General features: G+C 39.0%; 9 protein-coding genes and 1 tRNA gene. 3 read left to right on the forward strand and 7 right to left on the reverse strand.

The window, feature by feature from the left end; genetic code table 11:
• Positions 1 to 95: 95 nt before the first annotated feature.
• The 5 genes from NDN11_RS11790 to NDN11_RS11810 all read right to left on the reverse strand — a co-directional run bounded on the left by NDN11_RS11790 (position 96) and on the right by NDN11_RS11810 (position 19940).
• Positions 96 to 632 carry an SMI1/KNR4 family protein gene (locus NDN11_RS11790; RefSeq protein ID WP_251109747.1) on the reverse strand — a complete coding sequence of 179 codons (537 nt, stop codon included), beginning with the start codon at positions 630 to 632 and terminating at the stop codon, positions 96 to 98.
• A complete protein-coding gene (locus NDN11_RS11795; protein WP_251109748.1) occupies positions 629 to 16210 on the reverse strand; it encodes a DNA/RNA non-specific endonuclease in 15582 nt (5193 codons plus the stop codon). Before NDN11_RS11795 ends, NDN11_RS11790 begins: the two co-directional genes overlap by 4 nt.
• A gap of 294 nt (positions 16211 to 16504) precedes the next feature.
• Positions 16505 to 16594: transfer RNA gene (locus NDN11_RS11800), tRNA-Ser, on the reverse strand.
• Between the two features lie 85 nt (positions 16595 to 16679).
• Positions 16680 to 18710, reverse strand: a complete 2031-nt coding sequence (locus NDN11_RS11805) for an NADPH-dependent 2,4-dienoyl-CoA reductase (RefSeq protein ID WP_167249232.1) — start codon at positions 18708 to 18710, stop codon at positions 16680 to 16682.
• 312 nt (positions 18711 to 19022) lie between these two features.
• Positions 19023 to 19940, reverse strand: a complete 918-nt coding sequence (locus NDN11_RS11810) for a DMT family transporter (RefSeq protein WP_251109749.1) — start codon at positions 19938 to 19940, stop codon at positions 19023 to 19025.
• Positions 19941 to 20105: 165 nt separating this feature from the next.
• Here NDN11_RS11810 and NDN11_RS11815 point away from each other — a divergent pair, with 165 nt between their 5' ends.
• Positions 20106 to 20957 (forward strand): LysR family transcriptional regulator, encoded by an 852-nt coding sequence (locus NDN11_RS11815; protein WP_251109750.1) that lies wholly within the window; start codon positions 20106 to 20108, stop codon positions 20955 to 20957.
• A gap of 13 nt (positions 20958 to 20970) precedes the next feature.
• Here NDN11_RS11815 and NDN11_RS11820 read toward each other — a convergent pair whose 3' ends face one another.
• Positions 20971 to 21318 (reverse strand): hypothetical protein, encoded by a 348-nt coding sequence (locus tag NDN11_RS11820; RefSeq protein ID WP_251109751.1) that lies wholly within the window; start codon positions 21316 to 21318, stop codon positions 20971 to 20973.
• Between the two features lie 220 nt (positions 21319 to 21538).
• On the opposite strand from NDN11_RS11820, the gene argG reads away from it, so the two are divergent.
• Positions 21539 to 22882, forward strand: a complete 1344-nt coding sequence (argG, locus tag NDN11_RS11825; RefSeq protein WP_005295454.1) for an argininosuccinate synthase — start codon at positions 21539 to 21541, stop codon at positions 22880 to 22882.
• Between the two features lie 194 nt (positions 22883 to 23076).
• A complete protein-coding gene (locus tag NDN11_RS11830; RefSeq protein WP_251109752.1) occupies positions 23077 to 23760 on the forward strand; it encodes a pirin family protein in 684 nt (227 codons plus the stop codon).
• 46 nt (positions 23761 to 23806) lie between these two features.
• Here NDN11_RS11830 and NDN11_RS11835 read toward each other — a convergent pair whose 3' ends face one another.
• On the reverse strand, positions 23807 to 24040 hold the full coding sequence (locus tag NDN11_RS11835) for a hypothetical protein (protein ID WP_251109753.1): 234 nt from the start codon (positions 24038 to 24040) through the stop codon (positions 23807 to 23809).
• Positions 24041 to 24135 lie beyond the last annotated feature (95 nt).

The raw sequence follows: 24135 nt of genomic DNA on the forward strand, positions 1-24135 counted from the left end.
TTTGGACCATCTTAATTCATTAAGATAAAAACCTAATTAGATAAACTTAAATAGGTCTGTGAATATTTAGTTATACTCTTCAGCATTATTATTTACTAAAATTGTTCAAAACTAGGTTCTTTACTCGGAAAAGTGGAAGGGAAAAAATTACAAACTACTTTTCGCTGCAAAATCCCGAGTAGAAAATCAGTCATAGATATTTTTAATACATCCCAATTGGATGAACGAGCTTCATTTATAATAACATTCCATTCTTTTGGAAGATCATTTACTTGCCAAAAAAGCACATCCCCATTATCAGTCATACCAAATGGTAAAATACCATTTTTTAAAGGGAAGAAATCATAAGGAACCTCCTCTCCATATGATTTTAGATCTTTATAAACTTCTGATTGAACATACAATTGATCAATTAGATTAATATTTATATTCTCTGAAAATGGATTAAAAATTGTTAAAAAACTATCAATGGAACCAGACCCATAAATCTGTATAAATTCCTTATAGTCATTTGGTATTACTAATCCTAACTTACTCTCTATCGTATCCCATAATTGATTATTAAGGTTATTAGGAACCTCTGATGGTTCCTTTGGCGGTAGCATTTCTTTTACAAGATCATCAATACTCATTTAGCATACCCTATTGGATTTAATATTGAAATATCAAGGTAATATCCTTTATTCCCTTTAGCTGACAAGGTTACAGCTGTCGGAATTACGTTTTCTCCATTATAAATTGGTTTAACAGAATATTGCACTACTTCTCCTGCTTCAACCGCTTTTCTTACTTGACCCTCAAACCCACGCATAGCAGGACTATTAGTCCAATTCTGTTGTAGTGTTACCAAGTTTTCTGCAATATCTCCACTTCCTCCTAGTTGATTCCCAATTAAGTGCCCCCTTGCCTGATTGAATTTTATACCATTCCCAGCCCAACCAGGTGGACTAATTCTAGAATTAGCAGGAGTTCCCGTTTTTAACATATCTGGTGTAATACTTGCATAAGCTCCAGTAGGTCTATTTAAATGATCAAGCCCCTCATATAATATCGATCCACTCCCTTTTTCCACTAGAATATCTGAAGTTAGTTTGCTTGAAGCTATTTCAGAAATAGGGCTCCACTCCATTTCCGCAAAATTAGGAACTGAACTATTTTCACCCACTTTAACTATTGGATTTCTCAACTCAATAGGCAATCCACTATTCAATCGACCAGCACTAGTATCAAAATATAAAGGTGATTGTATATGAGGACTCGTATCAAACCGTGAAATTAACTTTGTTCCGCCACTTAATCCAGCGCCATAAAGCCCTACAAAACCATCCTCAAGCTTCTCATTCCATGAAGTATTATTCCAATAATTTGAAGCACCTGTTGCAGTATTATCAATCGGATGCTCAGCAAAGGTCTTAATTCCTGACCATGCTGTTGCTCTTGAATTTGGGTCTGTTCCTAGCTCAACTAAACCAGCAGCTCCATTAACCGCTCCTTGTAGCATACGCAAAAATGGACGAGAAACTGCTGCACCAACGACCATTCCTGCAGAATTACCATGATCTCGTACATCCGTAATATCAGCTACTCGATTGTTCATAAAGGTTTGAACTGATCTCGCAGCATTTGCAACAAGTGGAATATCCTGTTGAACCAAACCTAATGGCGTAAATTTACTCGCATATTTAAAGAAGCTACCAACCCCTTCTAGAGCATTTTCAATATTAGCATCACCTATCCAACTACCTCTAGGCGTCACATTAATAGTTGGCAATATAGTTTGCAACACCAAAACCGTATCTGAAACTGTTCCACTTTTATAACTTGCATCTGCCAATAAAGGTCTAGTTTTTGAACGCTCCCTTTCTAGACGTAGAAATTCATCTTCGTTAAAATTTTTAACCATATCATTACTATTACTGGTATCAAACCACCCTTCAGCATTTTCCCCAAACTGTCTACCCACTGTATTTGCTATCGCTGCCATTGAAACATTTAAATAATCTGGTCTTGCTCCACCAAACCATTTATCATCTATCGTGGCTGCCGTAGTCGCACCTACTAAAGAGTAAGCATAAGGCCTAGCCGCTTCACCTAAACCATCAAATACCCCTCTTGCCCCCATACCAGATGCAGCTACAGAAGCAACAACTGAAGAACCCAAAGCATTCCAACTAAAACTTTGGTTATTGCCAAACACTTGATTAGCAATATAATTCGAACCATAGTTGATTGTGCCGTACACAGCTCCTTTAACAGCCCAATTTGCATTTTTGACTGTTGCCGCGGCTTTAGTCACCCAACTGGCCTGATTTGCAGTTTGTGCTGCTGACCCTGCCGCCGAAATTACCCCTCCCACTCCCGCTGTCACACCTGCTGTTAATGCGGATATCCCGACTTGCGACCATGAGAAACTATCCACGACTCCCATTGCTTTACCAGCCAACTGCGAAGCTGCACTACCTACTGCTGCACCTATCATCGATGCACCAACAGCATATCCTAGTGTCATGCCAGTTCCCGATAAAGCAGCTAAGCCTGTACCAAATGCACTTAAACCAAATGCACTCCCCGTTGTTGTGATTGCTCCCATCAAACCTGCCGCAGCCCCCGCAGTATAAATCGTTGCAACCACTGCCACGACAATCATCACAATCTGGGCAATACCACCACACTTCTTCTTCGGTTTCGGTGGTGGTGGCGGACTTGGGACGGTCGGTTGGGTATCCCCAATCGCTTCACCCGGATTATACGGTCTAAAGGTTTCACTGTTGTTGTGGATATTGGTGACTTTGTTCGGAATCGAGAGTACCTGACCTGCTGTCAATTTATCCGATGGACTTAAGCCATTCAGATCCGCAATCATGTACCACATCGAAGCATCACCCCATACCGACAAAGCGATGCTTTGCAGGGTATCTCCGTTGTTCACCACATAGTTAGTTGGAGCACTCGATGGATACTGCGCGTTGATCGGCTCAAAGTTCTGATCAAAATCTGCTGATGAAATCGGTTTAAAATCTTTGGCTTGAGTTGGCGTTGCTCGACTGTTTTGGATACTTTGAACGTAGTCTTCACGTGATGGACCATCATTACTTAAATCACCAACGCGCTGCCCATTAACATAATAGAAATTACGGTAGCGATTCATTGAGTTGTTAATTAACTCATTACGTTGCAACACCATACCTTGCGAGTTATTGATATATGTAGCGAAACGTTTACTCTGACCGTTTTGGTTATCTAAAAAAGCACGAATATGCCCATTTTCATCATAATAAAAATCAGTCGTACCTGTCAGAGGATTGTTATTGACATTGGTCGTCGTGGTTATTTTTTGCTGCTTCGCTGAATCCCACCATTCATATTCATATTTGGTGGTTTGCACCGACCCTGTGCTTGGCTCCATAACCGTGCTGTCTAGCGTTACTTTGTCAGCATAATAGTTGTAAGTCGTTAGCCCAGCATTACTACCCGTCTTGGTTTGCTTACTGACTTGGTTGTCGTTGTTATAATCCGTGATCGTCGTTTGATAAGCCTCAGTATTGCTGTTTTCTTTATTCTCTACATATTTTTTAACACGGCCCAATTCATCTGCATAACGAGTAGAGAGGATGTATTTCGCTCCTAAAACAACACCAGCACTGTCATAGTCCTGATTTTCTACTTTTTCTAGATAACCATCCGTCGTGTAGGTATAGCTTTCTTTATGGGCTTTGCTTGAGTTTAGGGCATTTTTTCCATAGTCCGCTGACAGGCGTTGTCCTAATTTGTCGTATTCAATCTTAACTCCTGTATCACCACGTTCGACTTGCTTGCTCGTACTATTCAATTTCCCCATACTGACAGTAAATCGATTCATACTGTCATAGCTATACCAGAAGTCTTGGGTTTTTGGTCCTGTGTTGATAACATCACGATAGTTTGCCAACATGTGAAGAATGTTACCATTAGCATCATAGTCATAGTGAATACTGAAGGATTGGTCTTGTACACTGATCTTGCGATTAAGTGAATCGTAGCCAATCAACGCATTTTGGAAGACGCGTGGCTCACCTACTGTTGTATTAAGATCTTGGTAACGCTCTTCAATACGATTGCCATTGTCGTCATAACGATATGTCGTTAAAACACTTAAACTATTATCTTTTATTTCTTTTACATAACCATTTGAATAATAAGTATAATCAATATTTTGACCTTGAGTATTGATTTGTTTGGTCAGCCAACCGCCTGCATTAAAAGTATAACTAAAGACATGTCCACCTTTATCGGTATGTTTGACATTGCGTCCATAGTAGTCCTGTTCATCAATAATCGTTTTACCCAAGACATCGGTTTCAGTACGTGTAATTCCACCTTTGGTGCCATTGATATTCAGAATATTAGCATCATAAGCATAGTCAACATTGGTTACTACGCCTTCAGCAGTTTTTGTTTGAACTACTCGACCTAAGGCATCATATTCAGTTGTAACTACATTACCCAATGCATTGGTGACAGTAATTCGATTACCTAATTCATCATAACCAAAGGTATCGGTTAGCGCTTTTTGTACTCCCGATATCGTGATTAATTCCGCACCAGCACTGCCTGCTGTACGTGCTGCTTTGGTCATTTGGGTAAGGTTACCACTGATATCATAGTAGTAATCTATTTTAACCCCATTTTCATTGGTTCGAGCTTTCAGATTGCCGAAGGTATCATAGCCATTAATCACCTGACCAGCATCAGCATGGGTTTCCGTGGCCACCAGCCAATCACCTGTTTCGAGGTTACGACCATTGATGTAGCTTTGTTTATTAATATTGCCATTGGCATCTTTAGTGACCAAAAGTCTTCCAGCCAGGTCATAGCCATATTCAAGCGTAGGATTACCTTGGACAACCGTACCATCTGCTTTACGAATATCAACAGTTGGTAATTTCTTTTCAATTAATTTTCCAAGCGTGTTATAGCTTGAAATTGTAGTATTTCCGTTGCCATCGGTCTCACTAATAATTTCACCAAAGGCATTGTAGTTTTGGCTACGAATAATTTGGTTTTCTTCATTACCTGACCCATTGATAGTCCATTTCTTTTGCTGGATATCACCATTACCTTTATTGTCAATTGTAATTTTACCTGGAACAAAAGCAATGACTTCGCCACTCACATCATAAAGTTGATAAAAGTATTCATAACTACTGTTAGTTAATAGATTATTAATATCCCACCGATATATTCCATTTTGTGGGATTAGAGTAACTGTATCGAATTGAGGCTTGTTTTCTGAGACTAGATCAATAGGATTTGATATAAAATCTCCATTAGCATCAACCTCACGTTTACGATAGTAAACTTCCATTTTGACGCCATTATTTTGCGCTGGTTGTAGATCAATCCAACGATCTGTTAATCCACTATTATGTAAATTATTTCCACCATCCAATCCTACACTTACAAAACCATTTGCTCGATTAATCACTTTTCCTGAAGCGTCGAGTGTTTCATAGCTATAATAAATAGATGTTTTACCCACTAAGTTTTTAGTTATCACATCTGAGACATCTAGAGTTGCTGTTCCATTTGAGCTGATGGTTAATGTATCAGTATATTCTAAATTATTTGGATCAAAACCATATTTAACCGTTATTTTATTACTGCCTGTTGGTTGGCCTGACAATACAATTTTATTACTTGCATATTCCTGAGAAACATAAGATTTTAGATTAAGTTTACTTATTGAATTCGAGGCTTCTCTACCAGTAACCGTAAATCCACCTATGACTGAATTCACTTCAACATCCTGACCAAGCTCATTTTTACTTATAGACCTCAACCTAAATGTATATTCACCTGCATTACGAGCAACATCACTCCCATTCCATGAACAATAAAGTAGTCCAGGAGTATCTCCTGAAGAGAATGAATACCTTGACCCTCCAAGATTATAAGGATCATACTCATTAAAAACCTCTAAAACAGCCGAAGAAGCAATATATTTACTATTTTTTTGATTAAAAAAATAAAAATATGGCGTTTTGCTTTTAGTAGTCGGAGATACTGGATATCTCAGACCAACATATCGATTGTAAGCATCATAAATATCATTATAAGCCGTAATTAAAAAACCATTCCCTTCTATATTAACAGGGGTAGCTATAACACCAGATGAAGAAGAATTTGAAAAAATAATTTTTTGCCTATTGACCACATTACCGTTTATATCTAATGCAATATATTCACCACTATTTAATGGAATCGGTGCTGTTGGCGAACCAAAAACTATTTGTAATTTTGTTAAATCTATATCAAACTGACCATTAATGACTGTATTCTTCTCCATAAAGATAGCAAATCCATCCACAACCAAAATAACGTCACTAGTATTTTGCTTTTGATTTTTTAACTTCAGTTTATTATTTTCGATAACAGCAATATCATTTATAGAGCTCGCAATAGAAGCTTTAGAGCTCAGGTAGAGATTTTCATTAGTAGATAATTTTGAATGACTTGTAACAATTGGTGTTGAAGATCCATCTATATAAGTATAACTTCCTGTGCCACCAACTACCTTTTTCCCAGTTCCATCAAATCCAAAATATTGGAATTCATATTTCTCACCAACTAAGCCTTTCCCTACATAAGCTGCATACCCATTTCCATCAATAAATGGACGTATTGCACTCTGAGAAAAATCATACCAATCAGCTTTACCTGGGTATTTTATATAAAATGTAAATTGAGTAACATTTGGGGGGAAATTATTAAAAACAAGCGTACTATATTTACTACGAATAGCATTAATAGAAGAAATCTGTGCTGTTTTAATATTTTTGTAATATTTCCCATCTTTTAATTGAAAATTATTTAAAAATAAATTCGACGATGGAGTATTTGCATCTTCGACTTGATTGAAAGTTTCTACGGCTTTCCATGTAAAATTATAGTTTGCTAATTCCAGCTCTTTATCATTATGTTTTTTTGTAACTTGAATTGTAATTTTTTGCCCAGATACAAAACTATTAATTCCATCAATAATAGCAACTGTAGCATTACTAGAAAAAGTTTTTACAATCTCTGTAGCCCCAATCTTAATTTTAACAACGAAGTTTCCATTATAACTATTAAGCTCTGGCAACTTTATAGTCAAACTATTAATATAATCCTCTTTTGAACCAACCCATGTTTTTTGTGTGCCATTCACTACCTGCTGCGATATAGTTACTACCTCAGTTAAACTATAGGTAGTTTCTAAAGTAGCCTCAACTGAATTGGTACTCATTGTTGCAATTGGAGTACTCGTTGCTGTATTAGGTAAATTCATGGACTGAGCTGATACACTTCCACCTGAGAACATATCAACAACGTTCACTGAGCGTTTAATCGTCCCTGTACTACTCTCTAAAACCGTTCCCTTTGCATCAGTACTACTGTAACTAAAGTTAAAATTAGCATTCGCTTTTATCGCTGAAATACCTAGTACAAAAGCACCAGCTGTTGCACCTGCCTGCATGTCAATCGCTAACGTATTATCTACGGTTGCTGTACTACCCGTTGGCCAGTATTTGATCACCAAGCGTTTGGCTTGTGCATTCGCCTGAATACTCAACTTTTGTGTATCGGCATTAAAACTCAGCTTATTTGCGCTACTACTATTATCTGTTAAAGCAACCGTCGACTTCTCTATAGTTCGCGAAATGGTCTGACTAAACAGGTTTAAAGTCGTATCTAAACTGTCTTGACTGAACTTAGGTTGGCGGACTGCAACTACTTGGTTATGTTTGTCATAGACTGTCTCTGTATAGGTAACACCTGTCAGATTTTTAAGTTGATCCGGTGTTTTTGCTGCGATTGTGCTTGAACCTGTGGTGTCCAACTGTAAGGTCGCATTGCCATTTTTGTCATATAGGTAATAACGTGTCACCCCATTATTGGCATTGCTCTTCCATACCTTACCTTGGTTATTGTATTCCGTGACTTCTTGCCACGAATCTGTCATTTTAGTCGTACTATTTGGATTGACTAAACGTTTTCCAGTGATTTCCCCAAAGACGTTATAGCGTGTTTCACGTTGCTCTAGCGTCTTCCATGCAACGGCTGTACCACTTGGGGATGGACGTGATCCTTCATTCACGCGTCGAACCGTTTCTTTGCCTAATTGATTATATTCAATTAAGGTTTCATCTGTTTTAAAAACCGTTGAGTTGGTCTTACGATCCGTACTCACCCAAGTTTGGTTACCCGCTAAATCATAGGCATAGTTTACGCTATGGCCAATATTACCATTAGTCTCTTTAATGAGACGACCCAGCTTGTCATAACCGTACTGGGTCACACGGTCATCGGTCGTAACTGCATCATTGGCGCCCAACACCGAACTACTCGAGAGTAGCCCTAAACCATTATAAACACTGGCAATACGTTGTTTCACCGCAACATTATTACTATCTTTATATTCCCCAAAGGTGCGTAAGGTTTCTCGACCCAACTTGTCATAGTCGGTTCTCACCGTACCAGTAATGTCTGTCTTGGTTAGAACCTGATCTAAACCATTATAAGTAAAACTGGTGCCACTATTCCCCACCTTGGTGGTCGTGCCGTCGGTATATTTGACATTAAATAGTTCAGTTTTACTGACGCGTCCTTTACGATCAAATGTCGTTAGGGTCTTACGATCATTGTTCGTATCTACAATTAGCAGTGCTTTTACTTGATTGAATTGTAAAGATTTGAGGTCTGATGAAAGCCCTTTCGCATACTTGATTTCAGTTAAGGTATTTACCTGATTGGTGACATCATAATCATAGGTCCATTGTGTGGCAAAGCCACCCGCATTAACGGTGAATACCTTGCGACCTATCGCATCATAATAATAGTAAGTGATCCCCCCTTTCGCATCTTCAACACGGATAAGATTGCCATTACCATCATAGTAACTCTTTTCAATCGCATCTTGCTTAAGCAAACCACCTTTTCCATCTACATCATAATCATAGGTATAAACATCTGGAGTCTTCACCTGAATTTGACGACCTACTTTATCGTAGCCATACTCTACAACACGGATATTACCCGCTGGTGCAACAGGCAATGTTTCACCCGCTAGAGCAGGTAATGAAACAGCCGTTTCATAAGATTTTAATTTAGTGACTTGACCATCGGCATTATATTCCCATTGCGTCAGTTGACCCACTGGGCTAATTTCAAATATTTTGCGGCCATTGTTATCATAGTAGCTAAAGATTTTAGCACCATTCGCATCCGTCTTTAAAATCTGATTGCCATAGCCATCATATTGATAGCTTTCTCGCGGAATTACACCTGTCGTAATCACTTTGTTTTTAAGATCAGGTTTGTTTGGATCTAATGCTTTTAACTGAACAACATCAACTGCTTCACCTACTTTGGTGGTTAAACGATTTAACGCATCATATTGATAGACCGAAACACGTTGTTCTGTTAAACCCTTCGCTTCAGTCAATTTGGTTCTATTACCAAAAGCATCATATTCATAGGTATTGATAACAGTAGAGTTTGCTGATTTTTCTGGTAATGTTTCTTGAATCAAACGACCTAAACGATCATAGACATAGCTATACACCCCACCCAACTTATTCCGGTAAGTTGCAGGTTGGGCTAAACCATTATTATATGTGTATTCTTCATAGTTCCCTAGTACATCAGTGATTTTAATCTTGCGATTTAACTTATCATATTGGTACGTATTCGTAAGCGTATATAGAGTACCGTAATTCAGGTAAGGTTGTGTTGTCGGAGCTGCTTCTGTACTGGTTGGAACCACCTTTACTGCATTCCACAGACCATTCGCACCTTCAATCTTATCTAAGCCACTCACAGGTGTTAAATATTTTCCTTCATACAACTGATTCCCAAACGCATCATAGGAGTAGAAGGTGTAATATCCAGCAGCATCAATTTTAGCTGTATTTCTATTCAGGGCATCATAATAGAAATAGCCCTTATTCCCCAGCTTGTCTTTGACCCAAATGGTATTCCCAAACGCATCATAGCCTGTTTCAACCGAGAAGCCTTCGGCATCGGTCTCTTTGATCTTGCGGTTTAAGGCATCATAACCATATTGAATCAGGGTATGGGCAGGCAACGTCGTGGCCGTTTTAAAGGCAACATCCAGCTGCGCTAAAGTACTGCTGCGACTTAAGGTCGTTGCAGCTTTAAAGCGAATTGTACTGATTACATTATCATAAGCATCATAGCTATAACGGGTCACATAGTCCATTGCATCAATACTGTAATTGAGGCGACCATCCTTATCATAATAGGAATAGCTCTCTTTATAATTTGCAATCGGAACTAGCTTAAAGGCTTTTTCTAGATTATCCGCATTGAGCTCAGGACGGGGTGTAGTGAAATTGCCACTGGCATCTTTAGTTCTGAGTAAATCTAAAATGCTATTTGCCGTGAGATTTGATTGTTTACTTGAAATCAACTGACCAAGGACATCATAACGATAATTATTGACATAGCCCAAAGCATTGATGTCATAAGTTAAACGCCCAACCTTGTCGTAATAGTATTGGGTTTCTCTTAATTGTGCTGCTGGGACTAATAAAATCGCCTGATTAATGTTTGCCAATGTGGTTGCAGGTCTTGGTGTCAGAACACCATTGGCATCTTTGGTTCTTAAAAGGTCTAACAACTCCCCTACATTCAAGGGCGATTCTTTTTTAGCAATCACGTTCCCTAGTGCGTCATAGCTATAATAAGTAAAAAAGGTCATTTCATTGAACTCTAGAACTTTACGACCAGTCACACTATAGATCGTACCCGTTACAGTATAAGGTGGTGCTGTTGAAGCTAGATAAACTGTATTTAACTGTTCTAAAGTACTGCTGCGACTTAAACTGGTCGCATCATAATACTTCACGGTATTCACTACATTGTTTAAGGCATTGTGATTAAATCGGGTCACATAACCCAATGCATCAATAATGTACTTAACACGACCCAACTTATCATAATAATAGTTCGTCTCTCTATATTGAGCATCCGTTAATAATTTTAACCCCGCATCATAATTCTCTGGTGTTGATGCGGGTCGATCTGAAGTAAAAATTCCATTGGCATCTTTGGTTCTTAATAAATCAAGTAAAGCAACATAGCTAATAGCTGTTTCTTTCTTATTGACTAGGTTTCCAAACTCATCATAGCTATAACGGGTGAGTATCGAGTTTGCTTTGAGATCATAAATCTTGCGCCCTAACTTATCGTAATATTGGACTGTTCTCAAATTAGCTGGGACAGTAGATACACCATAAACCGCACTTAATTGAGCTAATGTACTTGCACGACTCAGGGTTGTTGCTGAATTAAATTTTGCAATATAAGTAATATTATTCAGTGCATTATAATCATTTCTTGTAATATAACCTGCGGCATCAATCGTATAGACAACTCGACCCAACGCATCATAATAATACGATTCTGTTCTAGAACCTGCACTTGCTGTCTGTAATGCGGCTCTAACGGCCTCTTGTGTGAGGCTTTCACCAGAAACAGTAATCGCTTTATCATATGAAATGATCTGCGTGACTTTACCCAACTCATTGTATTGTTTCTCAACAACACTGCCCTCAGCATCGACACTAAAGATTTCCAATCCATCTTTGTTATAAACAAAGCGGGTTGATGTTCTTGCATCCACGCTACTTACTGTAATATCAGTTGTGATAGCTATATCTTTGACTAACCATGTACTGACATTTTGCAAGACCGTATAACGGTATTGTGCAATCACCCGATCATTCACATCGTAAACTGAACCGACTGTCTCACCTAAACTATTCACCGTATAACTCAAACGGTTCATATTGTCGTAGATATACCAGCTACTATTGCCTGCCTGATCAATCTTACGGGTAAGATTGCCATTCAGGTCATAACGATATTCAGTTTTTAAGGCTTCCCCTGTTGGATCCTTGATTTCAGAAAGGCGACGGCCCAAAGCATCATAGCTATAAACCGTAGTAACGCCTTTATCCACCACACGAATCTCACGCCCTGTCTCATCGTAGGCATAGGTGGTGGTTGCTTTAATCCCCGTGGCATCTTGTACAACTGAGGTCAAACGCCCTGCTTTATCGTAGTTGTATTGAGTCGAGCGTTGGTTTACTGTGCCATACGCCTCGATCACTTCTAAGCGTTGTCCCTGACCATCATAACGATATTGGGTTTCAACCTTCTCTGTCGCTGAGATGGTTACAATCTGCGATTGAACCCGATTGGCATCGTCATAAATGTATTCGGTTTTAAGTCCTAGCGCATTGGTGCTCTCTTTTAATAATCCAGTATTTTTATCATAAACATAACTGGTCGATGCACTTGCAGCATTGGTTTCTTTGGTCTTCTTACCGTCTTTATTATATAAATAGGTGGTTTTACCGTTATTGGCTGCGGTAATCTCAATCACATCACCGAATTCATTATAACGTGTAATGGTTTGTAAGCCTTCTGGGCGCTTCACCGTTAATGTTCTGGCTTTATCGTCATAGCTATAGCTACTGATATTGTTATTGCTATTCACCGTGAGCACACGGTTCCAGGCATCATAAGTGGTTTTAGTGAGGCTGTTATTTGCAGATGTAACCTGAATGCTTCGTCCTTGATCTGCAAAATAGTCATAACTGGTGATGTTGCCTTTAGCATCAGTTTCTTTGGTGACTCGACCGAAGGCATCGTATTCTTTACTCGTGCTCTGGTTTAGACCACCTTTATCCGTAATGACACTCTTTAGCTCACCTCGTTTACTATAGGTGTAAGCCGTCTGTACGGGCTTTTTAACCCCATTGAGGGTGACTTGGCGTGTTTCAGTGTCTAGTTCACCGTATTGGTTATAAAGGAAATCAACGCTATTTGATTCAGCATCTGTTTTTTTACTGATATTCCCCAGTTTATCGTATTCAAATTTCGCAACATTATCTTTGCTTGCATTTTTAATCGCCGCAACCAAATTGCTTAGCGTGGTAGTGAGTTCACCACCTTTTAAGCGTTTACCCACCCCAACTGCATTGCTAAATGCCGCTGGAATCGCAGCCCCAGCTAAGTCGGTGACTTTCTCATCGGTTTTTGACAGGCTATTCACATATTGTGTAGTGGTTTTTACCTCACCAAACAGCGTGTAGCTGGTCTCAACCACATTACCTTCTGCATTAATGCTATGCGTCAACCGACCTGATTTATCATAGTAAAAGGTGGTGAGTTGACCTGCAGCATTCAATACCTGAGTCTTGCGCCCAGCGGCATCGTAATATGACTTAATCGCATATTGTTCATAGACTTGATCAACTTGTGCAGCAGTCATACCCGACTTGATGTCAAGTGCAACTTCACCCGCCAACACATGGGTCACATCATCAAAGGCATTGTAACGGGTAAAAATACGTCTTTCATTTGCACTGCCTGTTGCCAAGATTTCCGTAATTACTCGACCAGCGTTATCATAACCATAAGTGGTAATGCCCTGACGTGTATCACTTACCTTGCTTAAACGCCCTTGATTATCATAGTACTTAATCGACTCTTGGTAGCTATTCGTCGCTGGAATCGCTGCAATAAAATCAGCCCAGACCGTATTCATATTCGCTGTAGTGGTAGCTGCTGCTGAATATTGACGCGTCGTAACCGTGTTATTTTTTTCATCGTAAATATAGGCTGTAATAAAGTTCTTTTCATCAATCGAACCAACCAGCTTATTTTGGGCATTGTAGAAAAACAGCGTACTACGCATCCCTATTGGCTTCAATTGTGCCAAAGTCCCTGTTGCCCGCAGACTTTCGGTGGTAAGTTTACTGTAGCGATTGACTTGAACTTTTTGCCCTACCGTATTATAAATCGTTTCAACCAGATACCCTTCGGCATCTAATACACCAACCTGCTGATTGTCTTTATTATAAAAATAGCGGCTAATCCGATCGCCTGTTTTTGTTTGAATAACATTACCAAAGTTGTCATAACTATATTCCGTCAAGGTCCCATTGGCTTGCTTAATGCTCTTCAGTTGGCTACTGCTGTCATAACTCTTCTCAATCACTCGATCAAAGCTATTTACCGCTGGACGAATCTCTTCAATCCGTTTCTTGGCGACACTATTATTCACCAACCAGCCAGTAGAATTCACTGCATTGGCATAACGAATTTCTTTGGTCTGTAAATCATTTTTATTATAGACATATTCAATCAATAGCCCTGAGCTATCTGCAACCCCAACCAACCGACCTTTTTTATCATAGAAGTTGAATTGTTCATTGCCAGTCGGCTGTTTACTATAAACCAAACGACCTGCTTCATCATAAGTATAGCTTGTGGTTCTGCTCGGCTGATTCGTGGCAGACTGTACTATATTCAATAAACGCCCATAGCTATCAAAGCTTTGGGTCGTGACTAGATTCGCTGCATTAATGACTGTAATTTTACCCGCAGCATAACTATAAGAGGTTGTCCCCGCTGCACTCACCTCAGTTAAAATTCGACCTAGGCCATCATAAGTGAAGGATTGAATCGCTTGTGCTGCTGTCGCTGCTGCAGTTTGTCGGTCTGCACCATGACGAATGATCTTCTGCAACAACAACCCTTTCGGATCATAGACATAGTCGATCAGTTGCGTTGCATCTTCAAAGACACCTTGATTACTCGTTAATCCTGTTGCAGCATCAATCCCTTTATTAATCGAGCTATAGTTGATTTCTCTTTTTAGATTACCTAAAACATCATATTCATAACTGCTGAGTTGGTTTCTAGTGCTATTTTTAGACCAAGCTTCGGTTTTAAAATATTCAATTCCACCAGCAAGTGTATATCGGTTTTGGTAATTCGCCTTAGCAATCAGCTGACCTTGACTATTATAACTATATTCAACAACACCACCTTCAGCACTAATCACGAAACGTAAACGCATTGTACTATCGTAAACAGAGTTAGTATTGCTTGAATCACCTGTCGGTAAAATCCAGTTGCCATTGGCATCTTTAACGGCTAGAGCATTAAATTCGGTAATTGTAGCGAGTTGAGAATTATTGATATAACTGTATTTCACAGCTTTACCGAGATGATTATATTCTTCTATTAAATTGCCATTACTATCATAACGATAAGTCAGCTTATTGCCTTCGTTATCGACTATGCTGGTCACATTGCCTTGACCGTCATAACTAAAAGAGGACACCTCAGCATTGGCATTTTTAATGCTAGTCAGTTGCTGATTCGCATCATAGCTGTATTCCCAGATTTCTTTTAAGCTATTTTCAACTGTAGTTTTATTGGCAGCGTAAGTAAAAGTGGTTAAACCCTGACTATCTCTGACTGTTTTTACCCGATAGCTATTGGTTACACTATCAAGCTCATAACTAAATTGAACTGATGTACCATCACTTTGTGTGATCGATGCAATTCGACTCGAATTTAATTCATAGCTATAACTGGTGCTATAGACTTTCTGGTCGGCAATACTATTATCATTTGGGGTAAGATCAGTAATGACTTTAGATAAGCGATTTAAACTGTCATACTCATAATAAACATTTTGGTTGGTAATACCATTGGCTTTGGTATCAATCCGTTTAATACGATTAGTAGTCCCATCATAGTTATAAATCAATTCATTTAAACTGGTACTATTTAAATCTTTAATGGAGATTAAACGATCAAGCGCATCATAACTATAAGCCAGATTAGTCCCATTACTATCTTTAACTGCAACTAAGCGGCCTGTTTTTAAGCTTGGGTTATATTCATACACCTCTGTTGCTAAGGTTTTTCCATCGGTAATGGTCCATGTATTACCATTCATGCTTAACTTATCGTAAGCACCATCACCTTCTGTAGAAATATAAGCATTAGCCGAACTATAGTTAAAAGTAATTTGATGACCATCTTCTGCAGTAATCAGGATTTTACTGCCTGCAGTATTAAGATCACCGACTAAAGAAAGACGTCGACTCCATTCACTACCCCATTGAGTATCTCCGCTGAGAACCCCCTTAGAGTTATAGGTTTGAATGGATTGAATATCTTTACCAATTGCAGAAAGATTCTGATCTAATTGGCGAATAATCAGATTACCATCGGCAATATTAACGTAATTTTGAAGTTGAGCCTGCCCAAAGTTGGCGTTGCCCTGTAGTCCTTTTTTGCCTAGGTTATTAAATGAGCTATTGAATAAACCCAAGCCATTTCCAGATACAATACCAACCATGACACAACCTCTTTTTTATTTTTTACGTAAATTGGCTCGCCTGAAATTATATGTTTAAGTTTTTTTTATAATTTAAACTTAGTATCTAGATCTCAACGCTCTACCAACCCCATACAGACGCCTCAGTCTAATATTTTTTATTTACTTTTTAAATGCTTTATAAAAGAATAATTCTGATCATGTTTTTATAAATACATGCTTTATCCGATTTATAATTAAAAATACTGTAAGTAATATAAACTCATTATCTTGATCAATAAAAAAGCCCTTGTTTTCACAAGGGCTTTTTGAATTTGGCGGAAGCGGTGAGATTCGAACTCACGGAGGACTCACACCCTCGTCGGTTTTCAAGACCGGTGCATTAAACCGCTCTGCCACGCTTCCATGTGCGTAAGAATACAAAGCTTGCCCTCGTTATACAAGAGAAATTTAACTGCAATGTATTCAAATGCATATTGTTTCATCAATTTTAGAGTTTTGCGGCTAATTCAGCACCATCACGGATCGCACGTTTGGCATCAAGCTCGGCAGCCAACTTCGCACCACCAATAATGTGGTAGTTTGCCGAAGTACTTTCGCCCTCTTTTGGCATTAAATCTTTCACTGATTCTTGCCCTGCACACACCACAATCGTATCAACACGCAATAATTGATCATGACCATTATGTTCGACCCATAAACCCTCATCAGTTACAGCTTTATATTGCACACCACGTAACATGCGCACTGCATGTTTTTTCAGTTGCGCACGATGTACCCAACCAGAGGTTTTCCCTAGACCTATACCCAATGGTGTAGTTTTACGTTGCAATAAATAGATCTGACGCACAGGAATTTCAACTTCTGGACGCTGCATGCCACCTTCAGAGATGTAATCAGGATTTGGATCAACACCCCACTCACGTTGCCAATCTGCCAAGGGTTGTGGCTGCGGCTGATGTGGCGGTTTTAATAAAAATTCTGATACATCAAAACCAATACCACCTGCTCCAATCACTGCAACCTTATGACCCACTTCTGCGCCACGTAATACTTCGGCATATGACAATACTTGAGGTGCGGTGCTGCCCTGAATCTTCAATGCACGTGGTACAACACCTGTAGCCACAACCACTTCATCAAAACCTTCACGTTCTAACTGTTCACGGTTTACACGAGTATTTAAACGGACATCTACACCCGTTTGTTTCAACTGCACTTTAAAGTAACGAATGGTCTCATGGAACTCTTCTTTTCCAGGCACCACTTTTGCCAAATTAAACTGACCGCCAACATCATTATTGGCTTCAAATAATGTCACAGCATGACCACGGCTGGCAGCAACTGTTGCAGCAGACATACCTGCAACACCACCACCGACAACCGCAATACGCTTAGGTTTTTTGGTTTTGATATAAACCAGTTCTGTCTCATGGCACGCTTGTGGATTGACTAGACAGCTTACACGCTCATTTTTAAAGGCATGGTCTAAGCAAGCTTGGTTACATGCGATACAAGTATTAATTTCATCAACACGATTGGTTGCTGTTTTATTTACCCAATATGGATCGGCCAAGAATGGACGTGCCATTTGCACCATATCGGCTTTACCCGAAGCAATAATTTCTTCGGCAGTATCTGGCATATTAATACGATTTGATGCAATCACTGGAACTGAAACATGCTGTTTTACCGCAGCGGTATAATCCACAAATGCTGCACGCGGCACAGAGGTTACAATCGTTGGTACACGCGCTTCATGCCAGCCAATCCCTGTGTTTAATAACGTAATGCCAGCTTTCTCTAATGCTTTAGCAACCACGATCACTTCTTGCATGGTATTGCCATCATGTACTAAATCAAGCAAAGACAAACGGAATGCAATAATGAATTTTTCACCCACTTTTGCACGGATTGCTTTGACGATCTCTACAGGGAAACGCATACGATTATCGATATCACCGCCCCAACGGTCAGTACGCTTATTCACATGGCTACTAAGGAACTGGTTAATTAAATAACCTTCTGAACCCATGATTTCTACGCCATCATAACCCGCTTTTTTCGCTAAGCTCGCGCAACGTGCATAATCCTCAATGGTTGCAAGAATCTGAGCATCCGACATTTGACGTGGCTTAAATGGATTAATCGGTGCTTGAATCGGTGATGATGAAACTGAAAATGGATGATAACCATAACGACCAGAATGCAAGATTTGCATCAAAATTTTTGCGCCATGCTTATGTACAGCATGGGTAACTAAACGATGATGAGGAATATCCGCCAAGCTATTCATCGTTCCGCCAGCAGGGAGCAACCAGCCCTGACGGTTTGGAGAAATTCCTCCAGTAATGATGAGACCTACGCCACCTTTTGCTCGCTCGCCAAAATAAGCTGCTAGCTTAGGATAGTTAAAGAAACGATCTTCTAAACCGGAATGCATTGAACCCATTACGACACGGTTTTTAATGGTGGTAAAACCCAAATGTAATGGTTTTAAGATATTTGCATAGCTAGTCATGGTATTCCTTCTATAATTTTGGCTTTGCAACTTGTTGCATAGTACTTTAATACTTTTTTATTTATTTGGGATGACTATTTATAAAATTTTCGGTGTTGAAAGAGTCAATCCAACCTTATCCTGTGAATCTTTATGATCTAAATAAACCACAATACAAATAACTCAGCTGACAGCCTCCCCCCAAATTGATCTAAAAAATAAAAAATCAGCCATATAGAACATGGCTGATTTTGTTTGAGTAAAATATTAAGCTAATGTTATTGATTACAATTTATCTCTAAGGCTTTGTAGCGAACTGTGTATATCCATCATTTAACGCTGTTGATTGCCTGAATAAGCTAAGTGATTTTTCTGTACTTTCATTTTCAAAGAACTCATTACAATGCCTAAGCAGATCAGTGCTGCACCAATTAAAATATTGAGCGTCAAAGCTTCATGCCAAATCAACGAACCAAAAAACAGACTAAGTATTGGGATACACATAATCGAAATTGAAGCCACAAAGGTATCCACCTGACTCACAATCCAGTTCCAAAGCACAAAGGCAAAACCTGTTCCAACCACCGCAATATAAAATAATGCAGACTCATTTAAAGGATTTAACCAAACTTGCGCATCGACAGGTTCAAAAAATAAAGCCATGCCAAACATTAAACTTCCACCTAATAGCAGTTGCCAAATGGTCAGTTTTATTTTGTCATACGTGGCAAAATTCTTTTTAATATAGACTGTAGATAATGCCCAGAAGAAACCTGAACCAATCAATAAGACTTGTCCAAGCAATGACATATTCATATGCACATGATGTAGTTGAGGCCATAAAATTGCGACGAGCCCTAAGGTCCCTAAAATGAGACCCAAGATTTTCTGCGTATTCAACCTTTCATTTAAAAAATAATGCGCTAACACAGCAATAAAAATCGGCATGGTAAACACCAGCACAGCTGATAAACCTGAACCAACAAATTGCATTGCAAAGGTTTGTGTTGCATAAAAACCAAAACAGATCAATAAACTTAAAATGATCAAAGGCTTCCACTCATGATGTTGCGGAAGAATAGATTTCTTTAAAATCCGTTGTACTAGCATTAATGTCAATGCAGCTAAAATCAACCGTGTAGAGATAAATAAAAATGGTGGAAACACTTGCAGGCTATGTTTAACCAAGCCCCATAAAGATCCCCACACCAAGCATAGCAACGCGATTGCACTCATGACTCGAATATTCACGTGTTGTACCCAACCGATAAAAAGTAAGCTTAGTGTATAAAATAAATGACATCATGAATAATGCTATGTTTTAATAGATACATCATTTTTTTTGATGTCTAATTCAACTTATCTGTTTTGATAGCATCTTTTGCATTGAATAATTTGAAATATTGAGGACTAGTCGTGAATATTGATATTAGTGATATCCGATCATTTGTCACTGTGGCCGAGCTGAAGAGCATTACCGCCGCGGCAAATAAGCTCAATTATTTACAGTCCAATATGACTGCGAAAATTAAAAAGATTGAAAATCACTATAAACGCCAACTGTTTATTCGTAAGCCCAAAGGTGTCGAACTGACTGAGTCAGGTATGAATTTGTATGCTCAATATAAAAAGATGATTTTCACTTGGGAAGAAACTGAAAATAAAATCTATCAACAAGAAAGCGTTTTGCGCTTTGGAACCAATACCAGTCTAGGCGGGATGCGTTTCTACCCCTCTTTTAGTCAGCTCTATGAAGCCTACCCTGACCTTTCCATCACGATGAAAACAGGCCCAACAGGTTATCTCGAGGATGAGATTTTAGCAGGTAATTTAGATATTGCTTATGCCCTAGGACATCCTAAACACAAAAATCTGCAATACATTCAAAAGGCTGATGACCAACTGGTAATTATTGGTAAAAACATGATCAACCATGACAGCCTAGAAGAGTGCCTAAATCATCAAAATATTTTGTTGGCTTCTGAACAATGTTGCTATGCCACAACTTTAGACAGCATCTACACGGACTACAATCTTAAAAAAGGTGAGCTTACCCATATTTATGATCATGAGGCCCTAATACACTTTACCCAGTTAGGTATGGGTATTTCGATGATTGCCAAGTCATTAATCGACAAATACAAGATCCAATATTATCGAGAAACGCCTGAACAATATCGGGATATCGGTCTTTATCTCATTGCGCGCAATGATCATGTCTTTACCCCGATTGAGAAACAATTTATTGGGCTAAATGATTCGCTTTGAGCATATTTAAGAATTAATTCTTCGGGATTACAGTTGGCAATTGAAACGTTGAGGTTTTTTCCCATTTAAATATAGAGAAAAACAACATCACTGCTGCAATAACAGTTCCTACAGGGAACATATTGAGCATAAAGGCCGTCATTACAATTGAACCAATACGACTGCTTGTACTTCCAGTCTTAACACTTTTCGCGCATAGGAAATGAACAGCAATTAATGCAACACGCCCCAGAAGACCGCCAACAAAGTATTTGGGCATGTGCATATATAGGTTATAAATCGCATAGACGAGATCTGAAATTAAGATAAACGCAACAATGCGATGCAAGGTCGATAGAATTTGGTTTTTCTCTGCAAACATCGTTTTCTGCTCCCCATTTATATGATTTTAATTAAATCGCTATGCTTATCGCAAAACTTTATATTTTTCCGATGTTAATCTATTTTTTAAATGAAAAAAAAAGAATTCCTTTCCTAACACAAAAAAAATCGATTTGAAAAGTGATATAGTACTGAGCGTATAAATTCTCTTTGGTCACCGATGTATTAGGGTGCCTATTTCGAAATAGTTAGGACTAGCAATGACTGATAATGCAACGATCTTGCAGCATGTACCAGTAGGTAAAAAAGTTGGGATTGCCTTCTCTGGTGGTTTAGACACTTCAGCAGCTTTATTATGGATGAAACAGAAAGGCGCAGAGCCTTATGCATATACTGCAAATCTGGGTCAACCTGATGAAGATGACTATGATGCTATTCCAAAGAAAGCTGAACAGTACGGTGCAGTCAAAGCTCGATTAATCGATTGTCGTTTACAACTTGCACTTGAAGGTATTGCTGCGATTCAATGTGGTGCATTCCACATCAGCACTGGCGGTGTTCCTTACTTCAACACCACACCTTTAGGTCGTGCAGTGACAGGTACGATGCTTGTCACAGCGATGAAAGAAGATGACGTCAACATTTGGGGTGACGGTTCAACTTATAAAGGCAACGATATTGAACGTTTCTATCGTTATGGTTTATTGACCAACCCTGCGCTAAAAATCTATAAGCCTTGGCTAGACCAAACCTTTATTGATGAGTTAGGCGGCCGTGCCGAAATGTCGCAATTCTTAATCGACAACGGTTTTGACTATAAAATGTCAAAAGAAAAGGCGTATTCAACTGACTCAAACATGTTAGGTGCAACGCACGAAGCCAAAGATTTAGAATACTTGAATGCTGGTATTAAAATCGTAGACCCAATCATGGGTGTTGCGTTCTGGAAAGATGACGTTGAAATCCAACCTGAAGAAGTAAGCATTACTTTTGAAGAAGGTATGCCAGTTGCATTGAATGGTCAACGTATCGAAGATCCAGTTGAATTCATTCTTGAAGCGAACCGTATCGGTGGTCGTCATGGTCTAGGTATGTCTGACCAAATTGAAAACCGTATCATCGAAGCGAAATCTCGTGGCATCTATGAAGCACCGGGTATGGCTTTATTACATATCGCTTATGAGCGTTTAGTAACTGGTATTCATAACGAAGATACGATTGAACAATATCGCATTAACGGTTTACGTTTAGGTCGCCTACTTTACCAAGGTCGCTGGTTCGACTCACAAGCATTAATGCTTCGTGAAACATCACAACGTTGGGTTGCTAAAGCGATTACGGGTACAGTAACTTTAGAATTACGCCGTGGTAATGACTACACCATTATGAACACTGAATCTCCAAACCTCACTTATGAAGCTGAGCGTTTGACCATGGAAAAAGGTGATTCAATGTTTACGCCAATGGATCGTATCGGTCAGTTAACTATGCGTAACCTCGACATTACCGATACCCGTGCAAAACTGGGTATCTATACTGAAACAGGTCTGCTTGCAGTTGGCCAAGGCTCTGCAATTCCTCAATTGGAAAACAAATCTAAATAAAAGATTGGTAAATTTATTTACCCATTTGAAAAGGCTGAATATTTTTATTCAGCCTTTTTTATTTGAGCCAAGAAAATACACACTATTTAATCATTGCATTTATAGAACAATATGTCGCAATTAAAGACTATTTATCTCCATTATGAATCGATAATATAAGCATCAAGCAAAACATAATAATTGGGAGATGAAAGATGAATGCTTATCTACATCGTAGTGAAAACCGTGGTCATGTAAAAGCAGGTTGGTTAGACACTTATCATAGCTTTTCATTTGGTAGCTGGTACAACCCGAAGTACATGGGTGTCAGTGCACTCCGCGTGATTAATGATGACACAGTTGCTGCTCATAATGGTTTCGGTACCCATCCCCATGACAACATGGAAATTCTAACCTGTGTACTTGATGGCACCATTTCCCATAAAGACAGTATGGGCAATGAAGGTCAGATCAATGCGGGCGAATGGCAGTTGATGAGTGCTGGAACTGGGGTCACCCACAGTGAAATGAATAAGCATGATAAAGCGGTGCATCTATTACAGATCTGGATTCAACCGAATGTACAAGATGCTGAACCAACTTATCAGCAAATTCAACTCAATCCGAAAGATCATCCAAACCAATGGCATTTGATTACTGGTGATGAATCTGCGCCAATGTCGATCCGTCAAAATGCCGAAGTGAAAACAGCAGTCATTGAGAAAGATCAACATTTAGAGATTACAGCACGGAAAAAAGTAAACTATGTGCATGTTATTTCAGGTGAAGTGATGATTGCGGATCATTTGGTTAAAGCAGGTGATGCTTTACTTTTTGATGAGACTGCAACCGTTACGGCATTGCAAGATAGTCAAATGATCTGGTTTGACTTACCTTAAACTCGGTTTAACTTGTACCTCTTACCCTCAAGGGGTACAAGTTTTTTTAATCATTATTGCTATTACTATCGCAACTACTTGAATCAGAGTTTGACTCGGCATTAGAACTACAATTATCTATACCTTTATCATCGTTATCTTGAAAAGAATCACAACTTGATGTCGTTGAAGGATATGGATGACTAAAGTCTGAAGTATTCTGTGTAGAATCTGTTTTCTTTGCAAAAAAGATGAATAAAAATAGGCCAATCACAATGACCAAAATAATAAACATCAGCATCACAATCCCCCTATTGCTCCACCAATCTTTATTTCACACTATAGCCTAGATTTGCTTTAAAAATAATCGACATTAAAAAAGCCCGATTAACGGGC

Origin of the sequence: Acinetobacter sp. C26M, assembly GCF_023702675.1 — a bacterium.
GTDB lineage: Bacteria > Pseudomonadota > Gammaproteobacteria > Pseudomonadales > Moraxellaceae > Acinetobacter.

Coding starts and splice junctions, on each gene's coding strand:
- argG (WP_005295454.1), top strand. CDS start 21,539: ATGACTGATAATGCAACGATCTTGCAGCATGTACCAGTAGGTAAAAAA.
- NDN11_RS11820 (WP_251109751.1), bottom strand. CDS start 21,318: ATGTTTGCAGAGAAAAACCAAATTCTATCGACCTTGCATCGCATTGTT.
- NDN11_RS11795 (WP_251109748.1), bottom strand. CDS start 16,210: ATGGTTGGTATTGTATCTGGAAATGGCTTGGGTTTATTCAATAGCTCA.
- NDN11_RS11835 (WP_251109753.1), bottom strand. CDS start 24,040: ATGCTGATGTTTATTATTTTGGTCATTGTGATTGGCCTATTTTTATTC.
- NDN11_RS11830 (WP_251109752.1), top strand. CDS start 23,077: ATGAATGCTTATCTACATCGTAGTGAAAACCGTGGTCATGTAAAAGCA.
- NDN11_RS11790 (WP_251109747.1), bottom strand. CDS start 632: ATGAGTATTGATGATCTTGTAAAAGAAATGCTACCGCCAAAGGAACCA.
- NDN11_RS11805 (WP_167249232.1), bottom strand. CDS start 18,710: ATGACTAGCTATGCAAATATCTTAAAACCATTACATTTGGGTTTTACC.